Source organism: Lentzea nigeriaca, assembly GCF_016907955.1.
In the GTDB taxonomy this organism is placed as follows: Bacteria; Actinomycetota; Actinomycetes; order Mycobacteriales; family Pseudonocardiaceae; genus Lentzea; species Lentzea nigeriaca.
Genome location: NZ_JAFBCX010000004.1, coordinates 103838 through 121102, shown reverse-complemented (window position 1 = coordinate 121102; position 17265 = coordinate 103838). Strand labels below are relative to the sequence as shown.

General features: G+C 68.7%; 19 protein-coding genes. 13 read left to right on the top strand and 6 right to left on the bottom strand.

Annotated features, from left to right (window positions below; all coding sequences use genetic code 11):
- Positions 1-57: 57 nt before the first annotated feature.
- Positions 58-543, bottom strand: a complete 486-nt coding sequence (locus JOD27_RS15075; RefSeq protein WP_204762874.1) for a hypothetical protein — start codon at positions 541-543, stop codon at positions 58-60.
- A gap of 256 nt (positions 544-799) precedes the next feature.
- On the opposite strand from JOD27_RS15075, the gene JOD27_RS15070 reads away from it, so the two are divergent.
- From JOD27_RS15070 to JOD27_RS15060, 3 genes are read left to right on the top strand one after another with little or no spacing between them, the layout of a single operon-like run.
- Positions 800-1516 carry a lytic polysaccharide monooxygenase gene (locus JOD27_RS15070; RefSeq protein WP_204762873.1) on the top strand — a complete coding sequence of 239 codons (717 nt, stop codon included), beginning with the start codon at positions 800-802 and terminating at the stop codon, positions 1514-1516.
- 4 nt (positions 1517-1520) lie between these two features.
- Entirely contained in the window at positions 1521-2123 is a 603-nt protein-coding gene (locus JOD27_RS15065; protein WP_204762872.1) for a DUF305 domain-containing protein, read from the top strand.
- A 36-nt stretch (positions 2124-2159) separates the two neighbouring features.
- The gene (locus JOD27_RS15060) at positions 2160-3182 is read left to right on the top strand and encodes an FAD-dependent monooxygenase (protein WP_204762871.1); all 1023 of its coding nucleotides are present in this window, start codon (positions 2160-2162) and stop codon (positions 3180-3182) included.
- On the opposite strand, the gene JOD27_RS15055 is transcribed toward JOD27_RS15060, so the two are convergent.
- A complete protein-coding gene (locus JOD27_RS15055; RefSeq protein ID WP_204762870.1) occupies positions 3151-5760 on the bottom strand; it encodes an AfsR/SARP family transcriptional regulator in 2610 nt (869 codons plus the stop codon). The two genes, JOD27_RS15060 and JOD27_RS15055, sit on opposite strands and share 32 nt — an antisense overlap.
- 4 nt (positions 5761-5764) lie before the next feature.
- The gene (locus JOD27_RS15050) at positions 5765-6526 is read right to left on the bottom strand and encodes an AraC family transcriptional regulator (protein WP_204762869.1); all 762 of its coding nucleotides are present in this window, start codon (positions 6524-6526) and stop codon (positions 5765-5767) included.
- A 49-nt stretch (positions 6527-6575) separates the two neighbouring features.
- Here JOD27_RS15050 and JOD27_RS15045 point away from each other — a divergent pair, with 49 nt between their 5' ends.
- From JOD27_RS15045 to JOD27_RS15030, 4 genes are all read left to right on the top strand, one after another.
- Complete coding sequence (locus JOD27_RS15045) at positions 6576-6974, top strand: DUF2000 domain-containing protein (protein ID WP_239567157.1); 399 nt, start codon at positions 6576-6578, stop codon at positions 6972-6974.
- Positions 6975-6986: 12 nt separating this feature from the next.
- Positions 6987-7913: an RNA polymerase sigma-70 factor gene (locus tag JOD27_RS15040; protein WP_204762867.1), complete on the top strand. Its 927-nt coding sequence runs from the start codon at positions 6987-6989 to the stop codon at positions 7911-7913.
- A gap of 81 nt (positions 7914-7994) precedes the next feature.
- A complete protein-coding gene (locus JOD27_RS15035) occupies positions 7995-9119 on the top strand; it encodes an NAD(P)/FAD-dependent oxidoreductase (protein WP_204762866.1) in 1125 nt (374 codons plus the stop codon).
- Positions 9120-9255: 136 nt separating this feature from the next.
- Positions 9256-10461 (top strand): MFS transporter, encoded by a 1206-nt coding sequence (locus JOD27_RS15030; protein ID WP_204762865.1) that lies wholly within the window; start codon positions 9256-9258, stop codon positions 10459-10461.
- Here JOD27_RS15030 and JOD27_RS15025 read toward each other — a convergent pair.
- Both JOD27_RS15025 and JOD27_RS15020 read right to left on the bottom strand, forming a co-directional pair.
- Positions 10371-11198 carry an alpha/beta fold hydrolase gene (locus tag JOD27_RS15025; RefSeq protein WP_204762864.1) on the bottom strand — a complete coding sequence of 276 codons (828 nt, stop codon included), beginning with the start codon at positions 11196-11198 and terminating at the stop codon, positions 10371-10373. The genes JOD27_RS15030 and JOD27_RS15025 overlap by 91 nt on opposite strands.
- Positions 11195-11878 (bottom strand): SRPBCC family protein, encoded by a 684-nt coding sequence (locus JOD27_RS15020; protein WP_204762863.1) that lies wholly within the window; start codon positions 11876-11878, stop codon positions 11195-11197. The genes JOD27_RS15025 and JOD27_RS15020 overlap by 4 nt, the downstream gene beginning before the upstream one ends.
- Before the next feature lie 135 nt (positions 11879-12013).
- On the opposite strand from JOD27_RS15020, the gene JOD27_RS15015 reads away from it, so the two are divergent.
- Positions 12014-12598, top strand: coding sequence for a DUF998 domain-containing protein (locus tag JOD27_RS15015; protein ID WP_204762862.1), 585 nt, complete (start codon positions 12014-12016; stop codon positions 12596-12598).
- Positions 12599-12659: 61 nt separating this feature from the next.
- Here JOD27_RS15015 and JOD27_RS15010 read toward each other — a convergent pair whose 3' ends face one another.
- On the bottom strand, positions 12660-12884 hold the full coding sequence (locus tag JOD27_RS15010) for a zinc-ribbon domain-containing protein (RefSeq protein ID WP_204762861.1): 225 nt from the start codon (positions 12882-12884) through the stop codon (positions 12660-12662).
- A 151-nt stretch (positions 12885-13035) separates the two neighbouring features.
- Between JOD27_RS15010 and JOD27_RS15005 the strand changes: the two genes are divergently transcribed.
- From JOD27_RS15005 to JOD27_RS14985, 5 genes are read left to right on the top strand one after another with little or no spacing between them, the layout of a single operon-like run.
- Positions 13036-13626, top strand: coding sequence for a nucleotidyltransferase family protein (locus JOD27_RS15005; RefSeq protein WP_204762860.1), 591 nt, complete (start codon positions 13036-13038; stop codon positions 13624-13626).
- The gene (locus JOD27_RS15000) at positions 13589-13837 is read left to right on the top strand and encodes a BON domain-containing protein (protein WP_204762859.1); all 249 of its coding nucleotides are present in this window, start codon (positions 13589-13591) and stop codon (positions 13835-13837) included. Before JOD27_RS15005 ends, JOD27_RS15000 begins: the two co-directional genes overlap by 38 nt.
- Positions 13834-14556, top strand: a complete 723-nt coding sequence (locus JOD27_RS14995; protein WP_204762858.1) for a metallophosphoesterase family protein — start codon at positions 13834-13836, stop codon at positions 14554-14556. The genes JOD27_RS15000 and JOD27_RS14995 overlap by 4 nt, the downstream gene beginning before the upstream one ends.
- Positions 14553-16310, top strand: a complete 1758-nt coding sequence (locus JOD27_RS14990; RefSeq protein WP_204762857.1) for a thiamine pyrophosphate-requiring protein — start codon at positions 14553-14555, stop codon at positions 16308-16310. Before JOD27_RS14995 ends, JOD27_RS14990 begins: the two co-directional genes overlap by 4 nt.
- Entirely contained in the window at positions 16307-17257 is a 951-nt protein-coding gene (locus tag JOD27_RS14985; protein WP_204762856.1) for a TIGR03557 family F420-dependent LLM class oxidoreductase, read from the top strand. The genes JOD27_RS14990 and JOD27_RS14985 overlap by 4 nt, the downstream gene beginning before the upstream one ends.
- Positions 17258-17265: the final 8 nt, after the last annotated feature.

Sequence of the window (17265 nt, the reverse complement as noted above, 5' to 3'; positions counted from 1 at the left end):
CTCGGTGTTCCCTGGTGAGGGATACGGGTGGCCGTTCTGTCCGGTTCAGAGGAAGTTCTAAGAGCTCAGGGTGTTGAGGGCCTTCACCACGTTGAAGACCACGTCGGGGTGGCCCAGGGGGAGCGGGGCCGGGATTCGGTCGTCCGGGCCGCCGTGCGAGCGGACGACCACGTGGGCGAAGGGCTCGTGCACTTCCACTTCGGGGTCCACCAGCAGGACCGAGCGGACCAGGTCCTCGTGGTGGCGGACGAGGTCGATCACGTCGGCTGCCACCGGGCCGCTCGTCACCACGTGCAGGACGGTGCGCGGGTCGTCGCGGTGTTTGTCGAGCACCTTGTCCACTGTGGACTTCCACTCCGGGGCGGCGGGGACTCGGAGCCAGACGATGCGCAACCGGTCGGCCAGCTCGCGCCAGGTTGCGGGGATTTCGTCGTGCGAGGCTTCGCCTGCTGGATCGATCACGAGCACCGTGGCCGCTCCGGCCGGTCCGTCGGCTACTACGCCGGGGCCTGTCGCCCTGGCGGGCTGGGTGAAATCGCGCATGTCCCGGGCTACCCGCGAAAACGCTTCTTTGCACCCAGTACCAGTCCGGTGATTGGACAGGACCACTTGCCGACGCGGACTTGTTGGCAGTCACCGATTTCCGGTTGCGAACCAGTGACTGCTTGACCGCTTTCCGGAGTCAGGTTTATGGTCTAGACCACCCCGAAACTGGATCGGCGAGCGATCTGGTCGCTCCCGGTTCCCGCCCCCTGCCACGGGTCCAGCCCGTTTGGGAACGATCCAAGGAGTTCGGACGATGAAACTCACCCGAAAAGCGGCCCTGGTCATGGCCGCGGTCCCTGTCATCGTGTTCATCACGCCGGTCGGTTCGGCCAGTGCGCACGGCTACGTGTCCTCGCCGCCCAGCCGGCAGGCGCAATGTGCTTCCGGAGTCGTCAAGAACTGCGGTGGTCCCGAGTGGGAGCCGCAGAGTGCCGAAGGCGACAAAGGTCTCGTCACCTGCAGCGGCGAGGATCGCAAGGACTTCGCCGTCCTCAACGACGACAGCAAGCCGTGGCAGGCCACCAGCACCGGCACCAGCCTGACGATGACCTGGACGTTCACCGCCCGGCACCGCACGCGCGACTACGAGTACTTCATCGGCAACACGCGCGTGGCCTTCGTCGACGGCGGCAACGCGGCGCCGGTCGACCCGGTGCGGCACACCATCAACCTGAGCGGGTTCTCCGGCCGCCAGAAGCTCCGCGCGGTCTGGAACATCGCCGACACGGTGAAGGCGTTCTACTCCTGCGTCGACATCAACATCGGTGGCGGCGGTGGCGACCCGACACCGCCACCGACCACCACGACCACGACGGCCCCTCCCGTCGGTGGCACGTGGGCGCCGAACACGTACTACGCGGTCGGCGCGCAGGTGACCTACGGCGGGTCCAGCTACAAGTGCCTGCAGGCGCACACCTCGCTGACCGGCTGGGAACCACCGAACGCGGCGGCGTTGTGGCAGAAGCTCTGATCCGATGAGGCGCCTGGTGATCGCGATCGCGGCCGCGGTCCTGGTGCTGGCGGGGTGCGGCGGGGAGGCGATCGTGCCACCGGGCCAGGGAGGCCACGGGCACGGCGCCACCTCCGCCGCACCACCCGTTCCCGCCGCCGGCGCGAGGTTCAACGACGCGGACGTGATGTTCGCGCAGATGATGGTGGACCACCTGCAACTCGGCATCAGCCTCTCGCAGCTGGCGCTCGCGAAGGCCACGAAGAAGGAGGCGAAGGACCTCGCCGGCGCGATCGACGCGACCCAGCGGGAGGAGCTCTCCATGCTGAAGTCGTGGTTGAAGCTCTGGGGCAAGCCGGAGGAGGGCGGCGCGAACCTGCACGCGGCTCACGGCGGTCAGCCGCTGCTCGACGACAAGGTCATCAACGACACCAAGGAGAAGAGCGGAGCCGAGTTCGACCTCACCTACCTCAACCTGATGGCCGGGCACCAGGGGGCCGCCGTGGAGATGGCCCTCACGGAGAAGAAGGACGGCTCCAACCCGGAGACGATGGCCTACGCCGAGCGCGTGGTCAGCACCCGGCAGGGCCAGATCTCGCAGATGCTCAAGGCCATCAGCGAACAGTAGGCGTTTGGTCAGCGGCCCGGCGTTCCCTTCCCGGTCATGGACGTTTTGATCTCGGGAGCGGGAGTCGCCGGGCCCGCGCTCGCTCATTGGCTCGCACGCTTCGGCTTCTCGCCCACGGTCGTGGAACGGGCGCCGTCGTTGCGTGAAGGCGGTCAGGCCGTGGACTTCCGCGGCGAGGCACACCTGTCCGTGCTGCGGCGCATGGGCGTGCTCGACGCGGTACGTGCCGCGCGCACTTCGTTGCCGGACATGGTGTTCCGCGATCCCTCAGGACGGGAACGGTGCCGGTTGCCCGCGTCGTACACCGGGGGAGAGGTGGAGATACGCCGCGGTGACCTGTCACGGATTCTGTACGAGGTCGGCGTTGCCGATGCCGAGTACGTCTTCGGCGACTGGATCACCTCGCTCGACGACGACGGTGCCGGGGTGGACGTGACGTTCGCCAACGGACGGCCGCGGCGGTTCGACTTCGTCATCGGCGCGGACGGGATGCGGTCCGGGGTGCGGCGGCTCGTCTTTCCCGAGTACCGGCCGAAGTTCCAGGGCTACTACTTCGCGATCTGGGACGCCGAGGGCAACGACCGCGACCTGACGTGCGCGCCCGGCGTCATCACCGCGCCCGGCTGGCTGATGTTCAGGTCGTCGGTACCGCCGGAGCTGATGCCGGACGCGCTGGTGGCGCCGGACGTCTACTTCGACTCGATCAGCCAGGTGCGGATGCCGACGGTCAGTTCGGGACGGGTCACGCTGATCGGCGACGCCGGATACGGGTCGACGCTGGGCGGCATGGGCACCGGGCTCGCGGTCGTCTCGGCCTACGTGCTGGCAGGCGAGATGGCCGCGGGAGGTGATGCCTTCGCCAGGTACGAGGCGAGGATCGGGCCGTACGCGCGCGGTTGCCAGGGCAGTCCCGGCCGGTTCCTCGCGCCCGCGACCAGGCTCGGGATGTGGGCGCGGGACCGGATGTTCGGCTTCCTGCCGAAGGCGCCGATGTTCGCGAGGATCGACCTCCAGCGGGCGACCGCGATCACGCTCCCGGAGTACGTCCCAGCTCGGTGAGCAGTTCCGCCAACGCGGCTTCGACGTGCTGCTTGGCCGCCGTGTGCATCCACCCGAAACCCAGCTCCCCCTGGGCTTCCCGCAACAGCTGTTCGGCACCGGCCAGATCTCCCCTGCGCTGGGCGATCTTGGCCAGGCCGGCGTTGGCGAGCGCCCGAGTCGCGGCCAGACCTGCCTCCGTCGCCATCTCCAACGCCTGCAGGTAGTCGCGCTCGGCCTCGTCGGAGTCGATGTCGAGCAACCGGTCCGCCCGCCGTCCGCGCAGCTCGGCTAGCTCCTCCTTGGCGCCGAGCTCTCCGACGGCCTTCAGCGCCTCGTCGGTGAGGGCGAGGGCCTCGTGCGGGTCCTCGGTGAGGGTGGCCAGCACGTCCAGGACCTGGGCGGAGCCCCAGCGCTCGCCCAGCTCCTGGAACTGCCGGAGCGCCTCGCGGGCGCTCTCGATCGCCACGGCTCGGTCGCCGCGCGCCGCCCAGCCGGTGTAGGAGTTGCTGAAGGCGATCAGGCCCTTGATCCACGGGTCGTCGCTGCGCTCCACCTCGTTCTGCAGCTCGGTGCGCGGGGCGCCGGGGTCCGGCGGGCCGACGAGCATGGCCCACGCGACGAGCGCGAACGGTTGCCTGATCGGGCCGGTCAAGCCCTGCAACACGTTCTGCACGCGCTCCGGTGCGGCCAGGGCCAGCAGGATCGCATAGTCCTCTGTGGACTGTTCGGGCACGCGGGAGAGGAGTTTCCTGGCAACGCCCTGGACTTCAGTGCGGCTGCCCTTCACGTACCAGTACCACGACAGCGCGGACACGAGCCGCAGAGCGAGCTCCGGGTCGTGCTCGGTGGCCCACTCGACCGCCTGCATCAGGTTCGCGTGCTCGGCGGTCAACCGGGCGAACCACCGCACCTGGTTTCGTTGCCGCAGCTCGGGATCCGCGCGCCGGGCCAGGTCGAGGAAGTAGGCGGCGTGCTCGGCGTCGACCCGCTTGTGTTCGGCGCAGAACTCCCTGATGGTCACCAGCATGCGGTAACGGCCGTCGGCTGCGTCCACCAAGGACTTGTCCACCAACGCTTCCAGCACCTCGATGTCGTGCCGGCAGACCTGTTCGACAGCTTCCAGCGTCGCCCCGCCGCTGAACGTGGCGAGACAAGCAGCGAGATCGCGCTCGTCCGCGTCGAGCAGGTCCCAGCTCCACTCCACCACCGCGCGCAACGTCTGGTGGCGCGGTGCGGCGGCACGGTTTCCCTTGGTGAGCAAGCGAAAGCGGTCGCCCAGCCGAGCCGAGATCTCCTCCGTCGTCAACGTTCTGGTGCGCGCCGCCGCGAGCTCGATCGCGAGCGGCAGGCCGTCGAGCTCGCGGCAGATGTCGACCGTGTGCTGGTCCTGCACGAACGTCGGGTTCACCAGGCGGGCGCGGTCGGTGAACAACGCCACGCTCTGCTCGGGCTTCAACGGCGGCACCGGGCACAGCGTCTCGCCCGTGATACCCAACGGTTCCCGGCTCGTCGCCAGGATCCGCAACGACGGGCACGAGCTGAGCAGGTGCTGCGCCAGCCGGGCGGCCTGGACGATCACGTGCTCGCAGTTGTCCAGGATCAGCAACGTCTCGCGCTCGCGCAGCGCCAGCGTCAGGCGATCCTCCGGCGCCAGCACGGTTTCCTTGAGCCCCAACGCCTGCAGCGCGGCCGCCGACACGTCCTTGACCGGCGCCAGGTCGACGAAGATCGCGTCGGGACCGGCGGCCTGCAGGGCGAGCCTGGTCTTGCCCGCACCACCGGGCCCGGTCAGCGTGATCAGCCGCGCCGTCAGCGACGCGATCCGCCGCAGTTCCTCCTGCCTGCCGACGAAACTGGTGAGCTGCGCCGGTAGCTCGCGGTGCGTCTGGCCGCGCAGGATCTGCAGGTGGATCGCGCGCAGCTCCGGCGACGGGTCCGTGCCCAGCTCCTCGGCCAGCAGTGCGCGGGCGTCCTCGAACGCCTGCAACGCCTCGGCCTGACGGCCCTGCTGGTTCAACGCCTGCATCAGGTAGCCGCGCAGGCGTTCGTCCAACGGGTGCTGCCGGACCAGCGACGAGATCTCCTGCACGTCGGCCTTGCCGAGCCGGATCCGCGCGGCGACCAGCGCACTCGTGGCGGCCGACCGCTGCTGTTCGAGCCGGGTCGCGTGGCCGTCGGCGTCGGCGTCGGCGAGCGCGGGACCGCGCCAGAGCTGAAGTGCCTCTGCCAGAAGGGATTCCGCCACTCGCGGATCACCCTGCTCCAACGCCTGCTGGCCCTCCGCGGCCAGCGACGTGAACCTGTGCGCGTCCACCTGGTCCGGCTTCAGCGCCAACCGGTACCCGGCCGGGTGGAACTCGATCAGCGACGCGTCCCCGAGCGCCCGGCGCAGCCGCGACACCTGGCCCTGCAACGCGTTCGCCGCGTCCGACGGCGGCTCGTCGCCGTAGAGCTCGTCGATCAACCGGTCCAGCGGGACGATGTCGCCCACCCGCACGGCCAGCAGCGCGAGCAGGGTACGCGGCCGCGGCCCACCCACCGCGACTTTGCCGTCCGGGGAGTGCGCCTCAACGGGGCCGAGGATGCCTACGTGCACCGTGTCAGCGTACGAACCGGCCGGGACTCGTACCCAGGACACGGCGAAAATGGCGGGTCAGGTGGGACTGGTCGTGGAAACCGGCCAGCACCGCCGCCTCCGCCGCAGGGCGTCCCTCCACCAGGTACCCGCGAGCGAGATCCACGCGGCGCCCGGTCACGTACCGGTGCGGTGGCAGCCCGAACCGCCTGCTGAACGCCCGCACCAGGTGCGTCGGACTGGTCTGCAACTGCTCGGACGCCTCGGCGAGCGAGATCCCGAACGGCAACGACGCGTCGAGCAGCTGCCGCAACCGGTCGGCCAGCGTCGGATCCGCGTGGACGACGGGCGAGGTGCCCGCGAAGTGGTGCGTGAGCCGTTCGGTGATCAACGCAAGCCTGCTCGACGCCTCCAACGGATCGTCGAGCGCCAGGTGCAGCTGGTGCACCCGCTGCCGCAGCAGCGGATCGACCAGCATCGGGGTGTCGACGGCCTTGCCGATCAGCTCGTCGGGCAGGACCGAGCCGTCCAGGTACAGCACGCGCTTGTGGAAGCCGGTCGGGTGCGCGGACCGGCCGTCGTGCGGCACGTGCGGTGGCAACAGCGTGACGCCGGAGACGAGAGCACCGTGCTCGTGACGGTCCAGTTCGTAGCGCACGGCACCCGTGTCGAGCAGCATCAACGTCCACGCGTCGTGCGTGTGCGCTGGGTAGACGTGCGTGGTGAAGGAGGCGTGGAAGACCTCCTTGATGCCTTCTATCGCCGGCTTCCAGGCCACGACGGACATGTCAAAAACGTACAAGACGCGGACCTCGAGCCGCAGCGATCGTGGGGCCATGTTCGACACCAAGATCGCTGTGTTGCTGCGGGACGACCTGGCCGGCTGGCAGGCGTTGAACGTCACGGCCTTCCTCGTCAGCGGACTGCCCGACGAACTGCGCGGCGAGCCGTACATGGACGCCGACGACGTCACCTACCTGCCGATGTTCCGCCAGCCCGTCGTGGTCCTTCAGGGCGACAAGGACTTGCTCACCAGGGCCCGCGAACGCGCGCTCAACCGCAACCAGACGATGGCGATCTTCACCGCCGACCTGTTCGCGACCGGCAACGACGAGGACAACCGCGCTGCCGTGCGCAAGGTGCACACCCAGGACCTCGACCTGGTCGGAATCGCCGTGCACGGCCAGAAGAACGCCGTCGACAAAATCTTCAAGGGCGCCCGCATGCATCCGTGATTGACTGCGATCATGCTTGCGCTGTTCGAGGAGTCCAGGCCACGGCTGGAAGCGATCGCGTACCGGTTGCTGGGTTCGGCGGCGGACGCCGAGGACGCGGTGCAGGACACCTACCTGTGCTGGCAGGCCGCCGACCGCGATCACGTCGAGGTGCCGGAGGCGTGGCTGACGAAGGTGCTCACCAACCTCTGCCTCAACCGGCTCACCTCGGCGCGGGCCAGGCGCGAGACCTACGTCGGCCAGTGGCTGCCGGAACCCGTCTTCGCCGGTGACCGGATGCTCGGCCCGTCCGAGACCGTCGAGCAGCGCGAGTCCGTCTCGATCGCGATGCTCACCCTGATGGAACGGCTCTCGGCCAACGAACGGGTCGTGTACGTGCTGCGGGAGGCGTTCGGCTACTCGCACGGCGAGATCGCCGAGATCCTCGACCTCACCGAGGCCAACTGCCAGCAGATCTACCGACGCGCCAAGCAGCACCTCGCCACCGGCCGCACCCGCGTGGAGGTCGACGCGGCGGGCGCGCGCAAGATCGTCGAGGAGTTCCTCGCCGCGGCGCTCAGCGGCAACACCGACTCGCTCGTGAAGCTGCTCGCCGACGACGCGATCAGCGCGGGCGACGCCGGCGGCGTGTTCCCGAGCGTGTCCAAGCCGATCACCGGCGCGCTGAAGGTGGCGAGGTTCCTGCGCACCCTGTTCACGCCCAGCGCCGCCAAGAGGGAGATGGCCGGCGGCCCTCTCGAGTTCTTCGCCGAGGTCGTCAACGGCGTTCCCGCGCTGGTGCTCGCGGTCGGCGGACGGGTCTTCGTCGTCATGTCCCTCGAGGTGACCACCGACGGCATCGCGGCCGTCCACACCCAGGCCAACCCCGCCAAGCTCGACCACGCCACGCGGCAGTGGGCCGGGATCGACCGCCGCGAACCCCTCCCCGGAGAGTGGTGACCCGGATCACAGTCCGCTCCTGTCAGGTTTCGCGTCGCTGTCCGGTTCAGGAGGCGAAACCAACCTGACAGGAGCAAGACCATGACCCACCGCATCGTCGTCCTCGGAGCCGGATACGCCGGAGCCAACGCCGCCGGCCGCCTCGCCAAGAAGCTGCACCCCGCCGACACCGAGATCACCCTCGTCAACGCCGACCCCGAGTTCGTCGAGCGGGTGCGCCTGCACCAGCTCGCGACCGGGCAGGACCTGAAAGCGCGCAAGCTGACCGACGTCTTCGCGAACACCGGCGTGCGGGTGCGAATCGCGAGGGTCGCCGCGGTCGACGCCGAACGCAAGATCGTCAACACCGACGACGGGGACATCGCCTACGACACCCTCGTCTACGCCCTCGGCAGTGCCGCCGTGGACGTTCCCGAGCACGCCTACGACATCGCCGGCAAGCAGTCCGCACTGCGACTGCGGGACCGGCTGGACGACCTCGGCGCCGGAGCCACCGTGCTCGTCGTCGGTGGTGGCCTCACCGGTATCGAGGCCGTCACGGAGATCGCGGAAGCCAGGCCGGACCTTCATGTCTCGCTCGCCGCGCGCGGTGAGCTCGGCGGCTGGCTGAGCGACAAGGCCCAGCAGCACCTGCGGAAGGCGTTCGACCGGCTCGGCATCACCGTGCACGAGGGCGTCGACGGTCGTGAGCTTTCCGCTGACGTGACGGTGTGGACCGCCGGTTTCGCCGTCCACCCGATCGCCGCGGCCACGACCCTGGAGGTCTCCCCGTCGGGCCAGATCGTCGTCGACGAGACGATGCGCTCGGTCTCGCACCCGGACGTGTACGCCATCGGCGACGCGGCGCTCGCACCTGGTGGGAACGGTTCGCCGTTGCGGATGTCGTGTGCCTCGGGCGTTCCGACGGGCCACCTGGCCGCCGATGCCATCGTCGCGCGCCTGACGGGCCGCGAGATCCCGCAGAACAAGATCGGTTACAACGCCCAGTGCATCAGCCTCGGCCGCAACGACGCCCTCTTGCAGTGGGTGACTCCCGACGACCAGCCCAAGCCGTCAGCCGTCACCGGGAAGGCGGCGGTCCGCCTCAAGGAGTTCATCTGCAAGAGTGCGGCCTGGAGCATCTCGCACCCGACGCTGATGATCCCGACCCGTCGTCGTCGCGTCGCCGAGGTCAGCGCCGTCACCGAAAACGCGCTTCAATTCTGACCGTGATCAAGCTGCTCGGGCTGCTTCACCGTGGCTGTCAAACGTGTTCGTAGCCTGTGTGACACGAAATTGGCCCAAAGAAGCAGTGCTGTTTTGTCCTACAACTAGGGCCAATCGTCGCCATACGGTCTAGGACATGACCAGGCGACTCGCGTACGCACAGCTGACGAACTCCATCGGTGACGGCGGTTTTCTCGTGGTTTCGGCGCTGTACTTCACCCAGATCGTCGGCCTGAGCGCGGCACGGGTCGGGCTCGCGCTGACCCTCGCGTGGGGTGTCGGCGCCGTCGCGGGTGTCGCACTCGGCCACGTCGCCGACCGGCTCGGCCCGCGCACCACCGCGGTCGTGCTCGCCGCGGCCACCGCCGCGAGCATCTCGACCCTGCTGCTCACCAGGAGCTTCGCCGCGTTCGTGGTGGTCATGTGCCTCTACGCGAGCTTCCAGAGCGGACTCCAGGCGTCCAGGCAGGCCCTCCTCGCCGGCCTCACGACACCGGAGGAACGCACGCGGGCCCGTGCGCGGATCCAGTCCACGGCCAACGCCGGCATCGCGATCGGCGCGGCGATGGGCGGGTTCGCGTTGCACCTCGGCACCGAGGCCGCCTACACGGCCGTGTTCGTGCTCGACGCGCTCAGCTTCCTCGTCGCCGCGGCGATCCTGAGCACGCTGCCGGAGACCGTGATGTCCCGCGCCAAGGGCAGGTTCGACGTGCTGAAGGACCGCCCGTACGCGCTCATCACGTTGATCAACGCGGTGATGCTGCTCTACATGCCGTTGCTGAGCCTGATCATTCCGTTGTGGATCGTGCAGCGGACGCAGGCGCCGACCTGGCTCGCCGCCGCGCTGCTCGTGCTCAATACCGGCGCAGTCGTGCTGTTCCAGGTGCGGATCGCCAAGCGCGCCAACGGGTTGGACGACGCCTCGAAGCTCGTCCGGCACGCCGGCCTGATCATGCTCGCGTCCTGCGCGGTGTTCGCGGTGACGGCGTTCAGCTTCGGCGCGTGGCAGGGCGCGGCGTTGCTGATCGCGGCCGCCGCGTTGCAGGTGCTCGGCGAGATGATGCTCGCCTCCGGCGCGTGGGAGATCAGCTTCGCCCTCGCGCCCGCCGACCGGCAGGGCCAGTACCAGGGCTTCTTCGCGACGGGCACGGCCGTCGCGCGCATGGTGGGCCCCGCGCTGCTCACCACCGTCGTGCTCGGCTGGGGCTCGCTCGGGTGGCTGCTGGTCGGCGGGCTGTTCGTCGGGGCCGGCTACGCGATGGGACCCGCTGTGCGCTGGGCCCGCGTGAAGAACTCCACCAGCACCGGCGCCATGACCGACGACTTGTACATGTGCGTCTGACCCGGCAGCGTCCGGTACTCCGTGTCCGGGCCGAGCACCTCCGCGACGTTCTTCATGGTGTTGCGGAGGTACTCGGGGCTCTTGCCGCCGTCCATCGCGAGGGTCGGCACCTTGACGGTCCAGCGGTCGGTCGGCAGCTTCGAGCCGCGGCCGTCGTCGCCGAGGATGGTCAGGTCCCACGGCAGCGTGTGCGCGACCGGCTTCAGCTTCCGCCACCACGGCATCAGCTTCATCATCGCGATGCCGATGCCGGGCGCGCCGACCATCTTCATGAACTTCGTGAGCATGCCGGAGCGGTCGTCGCGGGCGAGGAGCTCGTTCATCTGCTGCACGATGTCGGCGGGCCGCGGCTTGAACGTGTCGTCCACGACGTAGGGGGCCTCGTAGACGGCGAGCCGGGTGATGCCCGGCAGCCGGGACGCCGCCTCCATCGCCAGGACCGCACCGGAGGACACACCGAACACGAACGCGGAGCCGCCGGCTTCCTCGATCAGTGCCCCGATGTCCTCGACCTCGCGCTCCAGTGACCACGGCGTCGCGCCGTCACCGGTCTCGCCGCGGCCGCGCCGGTCGTAGGTGTAGACGGTGAAGTTCTTGTCCAGCACGGACGCCAGCTCGGTGGACGGGCCGAACATCCGGTGGCACATCGCGCCGTCCACGAGGATCAGCGCGGGTCCGGAACCGGTGATCGAATAAGCGATCTCGGTGCCGTCTGCGGAGGTCGTGAAGCGCGTCATCGCTGTTCTCCCAGGGTGGTGTCGAGGAAGCTCTGCCAGTCCTGCTCGGACTCGTCGCCTTCGAAGACGTGGTGCGCGGCGATCATCGGGCCGAAGAACCCGCGCATGAAGCGGTACATGGCCTTGTCGGTGCGCAGGCCGAGGGTGTGGGCGTTGCGGTGGTACTCGACGGCGCCCGGCAGCTTGGCCGCGACCGCCTCGTCGAGCTTCTTCCAGGCCTCGTCCCAGTCGCTGATCATCGGCCCGAACACCGTGAGCGGCCGGGCGGTGCGGCCGGCGAAGTGGTGCAGGTACTCCCTCAGCGTGCTGACGAACAGCGCGCCACCCAGCTTCATCGCCTCGAACTCGTCGGCCCAGTCGTCGCCGGGCAGGAAGCCGCTCGTCACCATCCGCAGCACCGTGCTGCTGTGTTCACGGCCCTCGACGAGGAACTCGTAGGCGATGAACCGGCCGTCGGGTGCCTTGCCGCTGTCCTGCTTGAAGTGGTGGGGCGGCTCCCACGCGGTGATCTCGTGCGTCGGCCGGTACTCGCCGAACGCCATCTTGACCTGGCCGTTCGCGACCTCGTTGCGACCCATGAACCACGAGTCGATGCCGGGCCCGGTCGCGATGGCCTGCCAGACGTCCTCGACGGACGCGGGCACCTCGATCTCGTCGACGCCTTCGAACTCGTGACCCATCAGCTCTCCTCCTGGCCTTCGTGGATGGTCCCATCCTGTCTCCGACAACTCTTCCCGTCAAGACAGCACGACTAGTCTTGACAAAAAAAATTGTCGGTGGTTCTGTTCTCGCCAGTCGAACCATCGGAGGAAGTCATGTCCCGCATCGCGTGCGGCGTCGTCGCCGGTCCGCTCTACCTCGTCGTCGGCTACGCCCAGGCCCTCACCCGCGAGGGCTTCGACCTCTCGCGGCACCCGTTCAGCATGCTCAGCCTGGGCTCACTCGGCTGGGTCCAGATCGCGAACTTCATCGTGAGCGGCGCGTTGTTCGTCGTCGCCGCCACGGGCATGGCGAAGCACACGAAGTGGGGCGCGCGGCTCATCGGCCTGATGGGCGTGGGGATGGTCCTCGGCGGCGTGTTCACGGCCGATCCCGCGCTGGGCTTCCCGGTCGGCACACCGGACGGACCGCCGTCGTCGTTGTCGTGGCACGGCGCGTTGCACGCGGTGGCGTTCGGTATCGCCATGATCGGCTGGATCGGTGCGTGCTTCGTGTTCGCGCGTAGGCTCGGGGGGTGGCTGGCGGTGATGAGCGGCCTGACGGGCGTGCTCCTGATGGTGCCGATGGCGTTCCTGGGCAACCCGTCCGGAACCGTGCTGCTCTACGTCGTGGCGACGATCGGCTGGCTGTGGACCTCGATCGTGTCCCTGAGGCTGAACCGGCCTGCCTTCTCGAACTGATCTGCCCCGAGTGCGGGCGCGTCACCACCGACGAGGACGCGCCCGGTTGTGAGGCCTGCCGTCAGACCAGCTGAAGCGCGTGCATCTTGCTGATGTCGTAGGACACGCCGCAGAACGTGCACTGCAGCCCGTAGCGGCTGCTGATCGTGAACAACGGGATGAAGAAGATGGTGGGCTTCGTGTACCGCCGGAACAGGTTGTGCGCGGCCTGGTGGTGGCAGTGGCCGCACACCAGCGACAGCATCCGCAGCTGCTCGATCGTCGTCCGCCAGCCGAAAATGACCATCTGCGCTCCCTGGGTTGGCTGTCCTTTCGACGTCTCGCGTCCCATTTCGGTTGCAGTGAGACCGACAACTTCGAACGGTCCAAGTTACGCGCGCCTCGCGACTGATCGGGTCTGAGGTTCGCACGCTGGCCAGCCGGGTAACCGGCAGTGCATGAGCGACGTGCAGGACGAGCTGCTGCGGACGCTGACCAAAGTCGCGAACGCCTTGCGCAGCGCGCAGATACCGTTCGCCCTCACGGGTGGATGCGCGGGTTACGCGCGAGGTGGCCCGGCGAGCGAGCACGACGTGGATCTCCTGGTGCGGGAGCAGGACGCGACCGAGGCGGTCCGCGTCCTCGTGCAGCGCGGGATGCGAGCCGCTGAGCCCCCGGAGGACTGGCTGCTCAAGGTCTACGACGGCGACTCGCTGGTGGACCTGCTGTTCCGGCCCAACGAACGCCCCGTCACCGACGAGATCCTGGCGATGGCCGAGGAGATGCCCGTCGGTTCGGTGATGCTGCCGGTGATGCCGGCGACGTTCGTGCTGAGCAGCAAGCTGCTCGTGCTGGACGGGCACCGCTGTGACTTCAGCGAGCTGCTGCCGTTCGCGCGCGCCCTCAGAGAGCAGATCGACTGGGACCAGGTGCGCGAGGAGACCAAGCACTCGCCGTACGCCGAAGCGTTCCTGGTGCTCATCGAACGCCTGGAGATCATCGGGAGGGGCAATGGAATCCGAGCAGTACCTCGCGGCAAACCTGCGTAGGGCGGTGGCGGAGGACCCCAGAACGGCAGAGCTCGGCGTGCGGATCACCGTGCGCGGCGATCACGTGATGCTCTCCGGTGACGTGGCGTGTGCGGAGCGGCGGAAGGCCATCGAGGAGGTGCTGCACGAGGCGGCGCCCGAACTCAAGATCTTCAACGACGTGCGCGTGACACCGGCGGGCGAACCGGACGGTGAGGAGGACCTGCGATGATCCGGATCGCCGCTGTCGGCGACGTCCACCTCGGTGAGGACATGCGCGGCAGGCTCCGGCCCGCGCTCGAGAAGGTCGGCGAGCACGCGGACGTCCTGCTGCTGGCCGGTGACCTGACCCGGCACGGCACCGTCGCCGAGGCGCAGGTGGTCGCCGACGAGTTCGCGGACCTGCCGGTGCCCGTGGTCGCCGTGCTCGGCAACCACGACCACCAGGACGACAAGCCGCTCGAAGTCACCAAGACGTTGCAGGACAAGGGCATTCATGTGCTGGAGGGCACGACGTTCGAAGCCCGGATCAACGGCTGCACGCTCGGCGTCGCGGGTGTGAAGGGCTTCGGCGGCGGGTTCGCCGGCAAGTGCGGAAGCGCGTTCGGCGAGCGCGAGATGAAGGCGTTCATCCAGCACACCTGCGACATCGCCGAAACGCTGGAAGGCGCACTGTCCGAACTGGACACGGACATCAAGGTGGCGCTGACCCACTACGCGCCGGTGCCCGACACGTTGCGCGGAGAACCGCCGGAGATCTACCCGTTCCTCGGCTCGTACCTGCTCGGCGAGGCGATCGACGCGACCGGCACGCATCTCGCCATCCACGGCCACGCGCACTTCGGTACCGAGCAGGGCATGACACCGGGCGGGGTGCGGGTGCGCAACGTCGCGCAGCCGATCATCCGGTCCGCGTACACCGTCTACGTGATGGAAGGTGCTCACGCATGACCGTCGGCGATTTCATCGTGCAACGCCTCCGCGACTGGGGCGTCAAGCAGGTGTTCGCGTATCCCGGCGACGGCATCAACGGGATCGTGGCGGCGTTCGGCAAGGCGGACAACGATCCCACGTTCATCCAGACCCGTCACGAGGAGATGGCCGCGTTCGCCGCGGTCGGATACGCGAAGTTCAGCGAGAACGTCGGAGTGTGCCTGGCGACGTCGGGGCCCGGCGCGATCCACCTGCTCAACGGCTTGTACGACGCGAAGCTCGACCATGTCCCGGTCGTCGCGATCGTCGGCCAGACCGCCCGTACCGCGCAGGGCGGCAGCTACCAGCAGGAAGTCGACCTGCACTCGCTGTTCCGCGACGTGGCCTCGTACCTCGTCGACGTGACGGTGCCGGAGCAGCTGCCGAACGCGCTGGACCGGGCGATGCGCACGGCGGCGGCCGACCGCGCGCCCGCTGTCGTGATCATCCCCAACGACGTGCAGGAGCAGGAGTACGAGCCGCCCAAGCACGAGTTCAAGTACATCCCGTCGAGCCCGCCGTCGCGTTCCTCGTCCTGTGTCGTGCCCGCCAACGACGAGGTGCGGCGCGCGGCCGACGTGCTGAACACGGGCGAGAAGGTCGCGATCCTGATCGGCCAGGGTGCTCGCGACGCGGCCGCGGAGGTGCGCGAGGTCGCCGACATGCTCGGTGCCGGAGTCGCGAAGGCGTTGCTGGGCAAGGATGTTCTGCCCGACGACCTGCCGTACGTGACCGGCTCGATCGGGTTGCTGGGCACCCGGCCGTCGTACGAGCTGATGCGTGACTGCGACCGGTTGCTGATCATCGGCTCGAACTTCCCGTACTCGCAGTTCCTGCCGAAGTACGGTGCCGCCCGCGGCGTGCAGATCGACGTCGACGGGCGCGCGATCGGCATGCGTTACCCGACCGAGGTCAACCTCGTCGGTGACGCGCGGGAAACGTTGCGGTCGCTGATCCCGTTGCTGGAGCGCAAGACCGACCGCTCGTGGCGGCACACGATCGAGGCGAACGTCGAGCGCTGGTGGGAGGTCGTGGAACGGCAGGCGCAGGTGCCAGCCGACCCGGTCAACCCGATGCTGATCGTCTCGGAGCTGTCGAAACGCCTGCCCGCCAACGCGATCGTCACCGCGGACTCGGGTTCGGCGACGAACTGGTACGCGCGGTTGCTGCGAATTCACGGCAACGTGCGGTCGTCGTTGTCCGGCACGCTGGCGACGATGGGGTGCGCTGTGCCGTACGCGTTGGGCGCCGCGTTCGCCCAGCCGTCCCGCCCGTTGATCGCGTTGGTCGGCGACGGCGCGATGCAGATGAACGGCATGGCGGAACTGTTGACGCTCAAGCGTTACGGCATCAGGTGCGTCGTGTGCGTGTTCCACAACAACGACCTCAACCAGGTCACGTGGGAGCTGCGCGCGATGGGCGGCGCGCCGAAGTTCGAGGAGTCGCAAACGCTGCCGGACGTGTCGTACGCGACCTACGCGCGATCGATCGGCTTGCAGGGCATCGAGGTCGACTCACCGGACCAGCTCGGCCCGGCCTGGGACACGGCGCTCGCCTACGAGGGCACGACGGTGCTCGACGTGCGCTGCGACCCGAACGTGCCGCCGATCCCGCCGCATGCGACGTTCGACCAGATCAAGGACATGACAGAGGCGGTGCTGCGCGGCGACCCCGACGCGTGGGAGGTGCTGCGCCGCGGCCTGCAGACCAAGATCCAGGAGTTGTTGCCGTGAAGCTCGGCTATTTCCTTTCCTCCGAAGAACACGGCCCGCGTGAGCTCGTCCGGCACGCGAAGATGGCCGACGATCACGGCTTCGAAGCGCTGTGGATCTCCGACCACTACCACCCGTGGAACGACGAGCAGGGCCAGTCGCCGTTCGTGTGGGGCACGATCGGCGCGTTGTCCGAGACGGTTTCGCTGCCGATCACGACCGCCGTGACGTGCCCGACCGTCCGCATCCACCCGGCCGTGATCGCTCAGGCCGCCGCCACGGCCGCCGTGCAGTGCGAGGGCCGTTTCGTGCTGGGCGTCGGCAGCGGTGAGGCCCTGAACGAGCACGTCCTCGGCACGCACTGGCCGTCGGCGGACGTGCGGCTGGAGATGCTGGAGGAGGCGATCGGCCTCATCCGCGCGCTGCACCAGGGTGACGAGGTCACCCACCACGGCAAGCACTACACGGTCGAGAACGCCCGCGTGTACACGGTCCCGGAACGCCCGGTGCCGATCTACGTGTCCGCGTTCGGCCCCAAGGCGGTCAAGCTCGCCGCCCGGTGCGGTGACGGCTACATCTGCGTCGGCCCATCCGGCGACCTGGTGCGGCAGTACCGTTCCGAGGGCGGGCGCGGACCGGCGCAGAGCGGGTTGAAGGTCTGCTACGCCGAGTCCGAAGAGGACGGTGTGCGGACCGCGCACCGCCTGTGGCCCAACGACGGCCTGCCAGGCGAACTGGCCCAGGTGCTGCCGACTCCGAAGCACTTCGAGCAGGCGTCCGAACTCGTCACGCCGGAGATGATCCAGCAGGCGATCCCGTGCGGTCCGGACCCGGAGAAGTACGCGGCGAAGGTGAAGGAGTTCGCCGACGCCGGGTTCGACGAGCTGTACGTGCAGCAGATCGGGCCGTCGCAGCAGGAGTTCTTCGAGTTCTGGGCCAAGGAAGTCGTGCCGTTGATCGAGGTTTAACCGATGTG

Coding starts and splice junctions, on each gene's coding strand:
- JOD27_RS15010 (WP_204762861.1), bottom strand. CDS start 12,884: ATGGTCATTTTCGGCTGGCGGACGACGATCGAGCAGCTGCGGATGCTG.
- JOD27_RS15030 (WP_204762865.1), top strand. CDS start 9,256: ATGACCAGGCGACTCGCGTACGCACAGCTGACGAACTCCATCGGTGAC.
- JOD27_RS15025 (WP_204762864.1), bottom strand. CDS start 11,198: ATGACGCGCTTCACGACCTCCGCAGACGGCACCGAGATCGCTTATTCG.
- JOD27_RS15070 (WP_204762873.1), top strand. CDS start 800: ATGAAACTCACCCGAAAAGCGGCCCTGGTCATGGCCGCGGTCCCTGTC.
- JOD27_RS15060 (WP_204762871.1), top strand. CDS start 2,160: ATGGACGTTTTGATCTCGGGAGCGGGAGTCGCCGGGCCCGCGCTCGCT.
- JOD27_RS15065 (WP_204762872.1), top strand. CDS start 1,521: ATGAGGCGCCTGGTGATCGCGATCGCGGCCGCGGTCCTGGTGCTGGCG.
- JOD27_RS15000 (WP_204762859.1), top strand. CDS start 13,589: ATGGAATCCGAGCAGTACCTCGCGGCAAACCTGCGTAGGGCGGTGGCG.
- JOD27_RS15035 (WP_204762866.1), top strand. CDS start 7,995: ATGACCCACCGCATCGTCGTCCTCGGAGCCGGATACGCCGGAGCCAAC.
- JOD27_RS15040 (WP_204762867.1), top strand. CDS start 6,987: ATGCTTGCGCTGTTCGAGGAGTCCAGGCCACGGCTGGAAGCGATCGCG.
- JOD27_RS15015 (WP_204762862.1), top strand. CDS start 12,014: ATGTCCCGCATCGCGTGCGGCGTCGTCGCCGGTCCGCTCTACCTCGTC.
- JOD27_RS14990 (WP_204762857.1), top strand. CDS start 14,553: ATGACCGTCGGCGATTTCATCGTGCAACGCCTCCGCGACTGGGGCGTC.
- JOD27_RS14995 (WP_204762858.1), top strand. CDS start 13,834: ATGATCCGGATCGCCGCTGTCGGCGACGTCCACCTCGGTGAGGACATG.
- JOD27_RS15045 (WP_239567157.1), top strand. CDS start 6,576: ATGTTCGACACCAAGATCGCTGTGTTGCTGCGGGACGACCTGGCCGGC.
- JOD27_RS15075 (WP_204762874.1), bottom strand. CDS start 543: ATGCGCGATTTCACCCAGCCCGCCAGGGCGACAGGCCCCGGCGTAGTA.
- JOD27_RS15020 (WP_204762863.1), bottom strand. CDS start 11,878: ATGGGTCACGAGTTCGAAGGCGTCGACGAGATCGAGGTGCCCGCGTCC.
- JOD27_RS15005 (WP_204762860.1), top strand. CDS start 13,036: ATGAGCGACGTGCAGGACGAGCTGCTGCGGACGCTGACCAAAGTCGCG.
- JOD27_RS15050 (WP_204762869.1), bottom strand. CDS start 6,526: ATGTCCGTCGTGGCCTGGAAGCCGGCGATAGAAGGCATCAAGGAGGTC.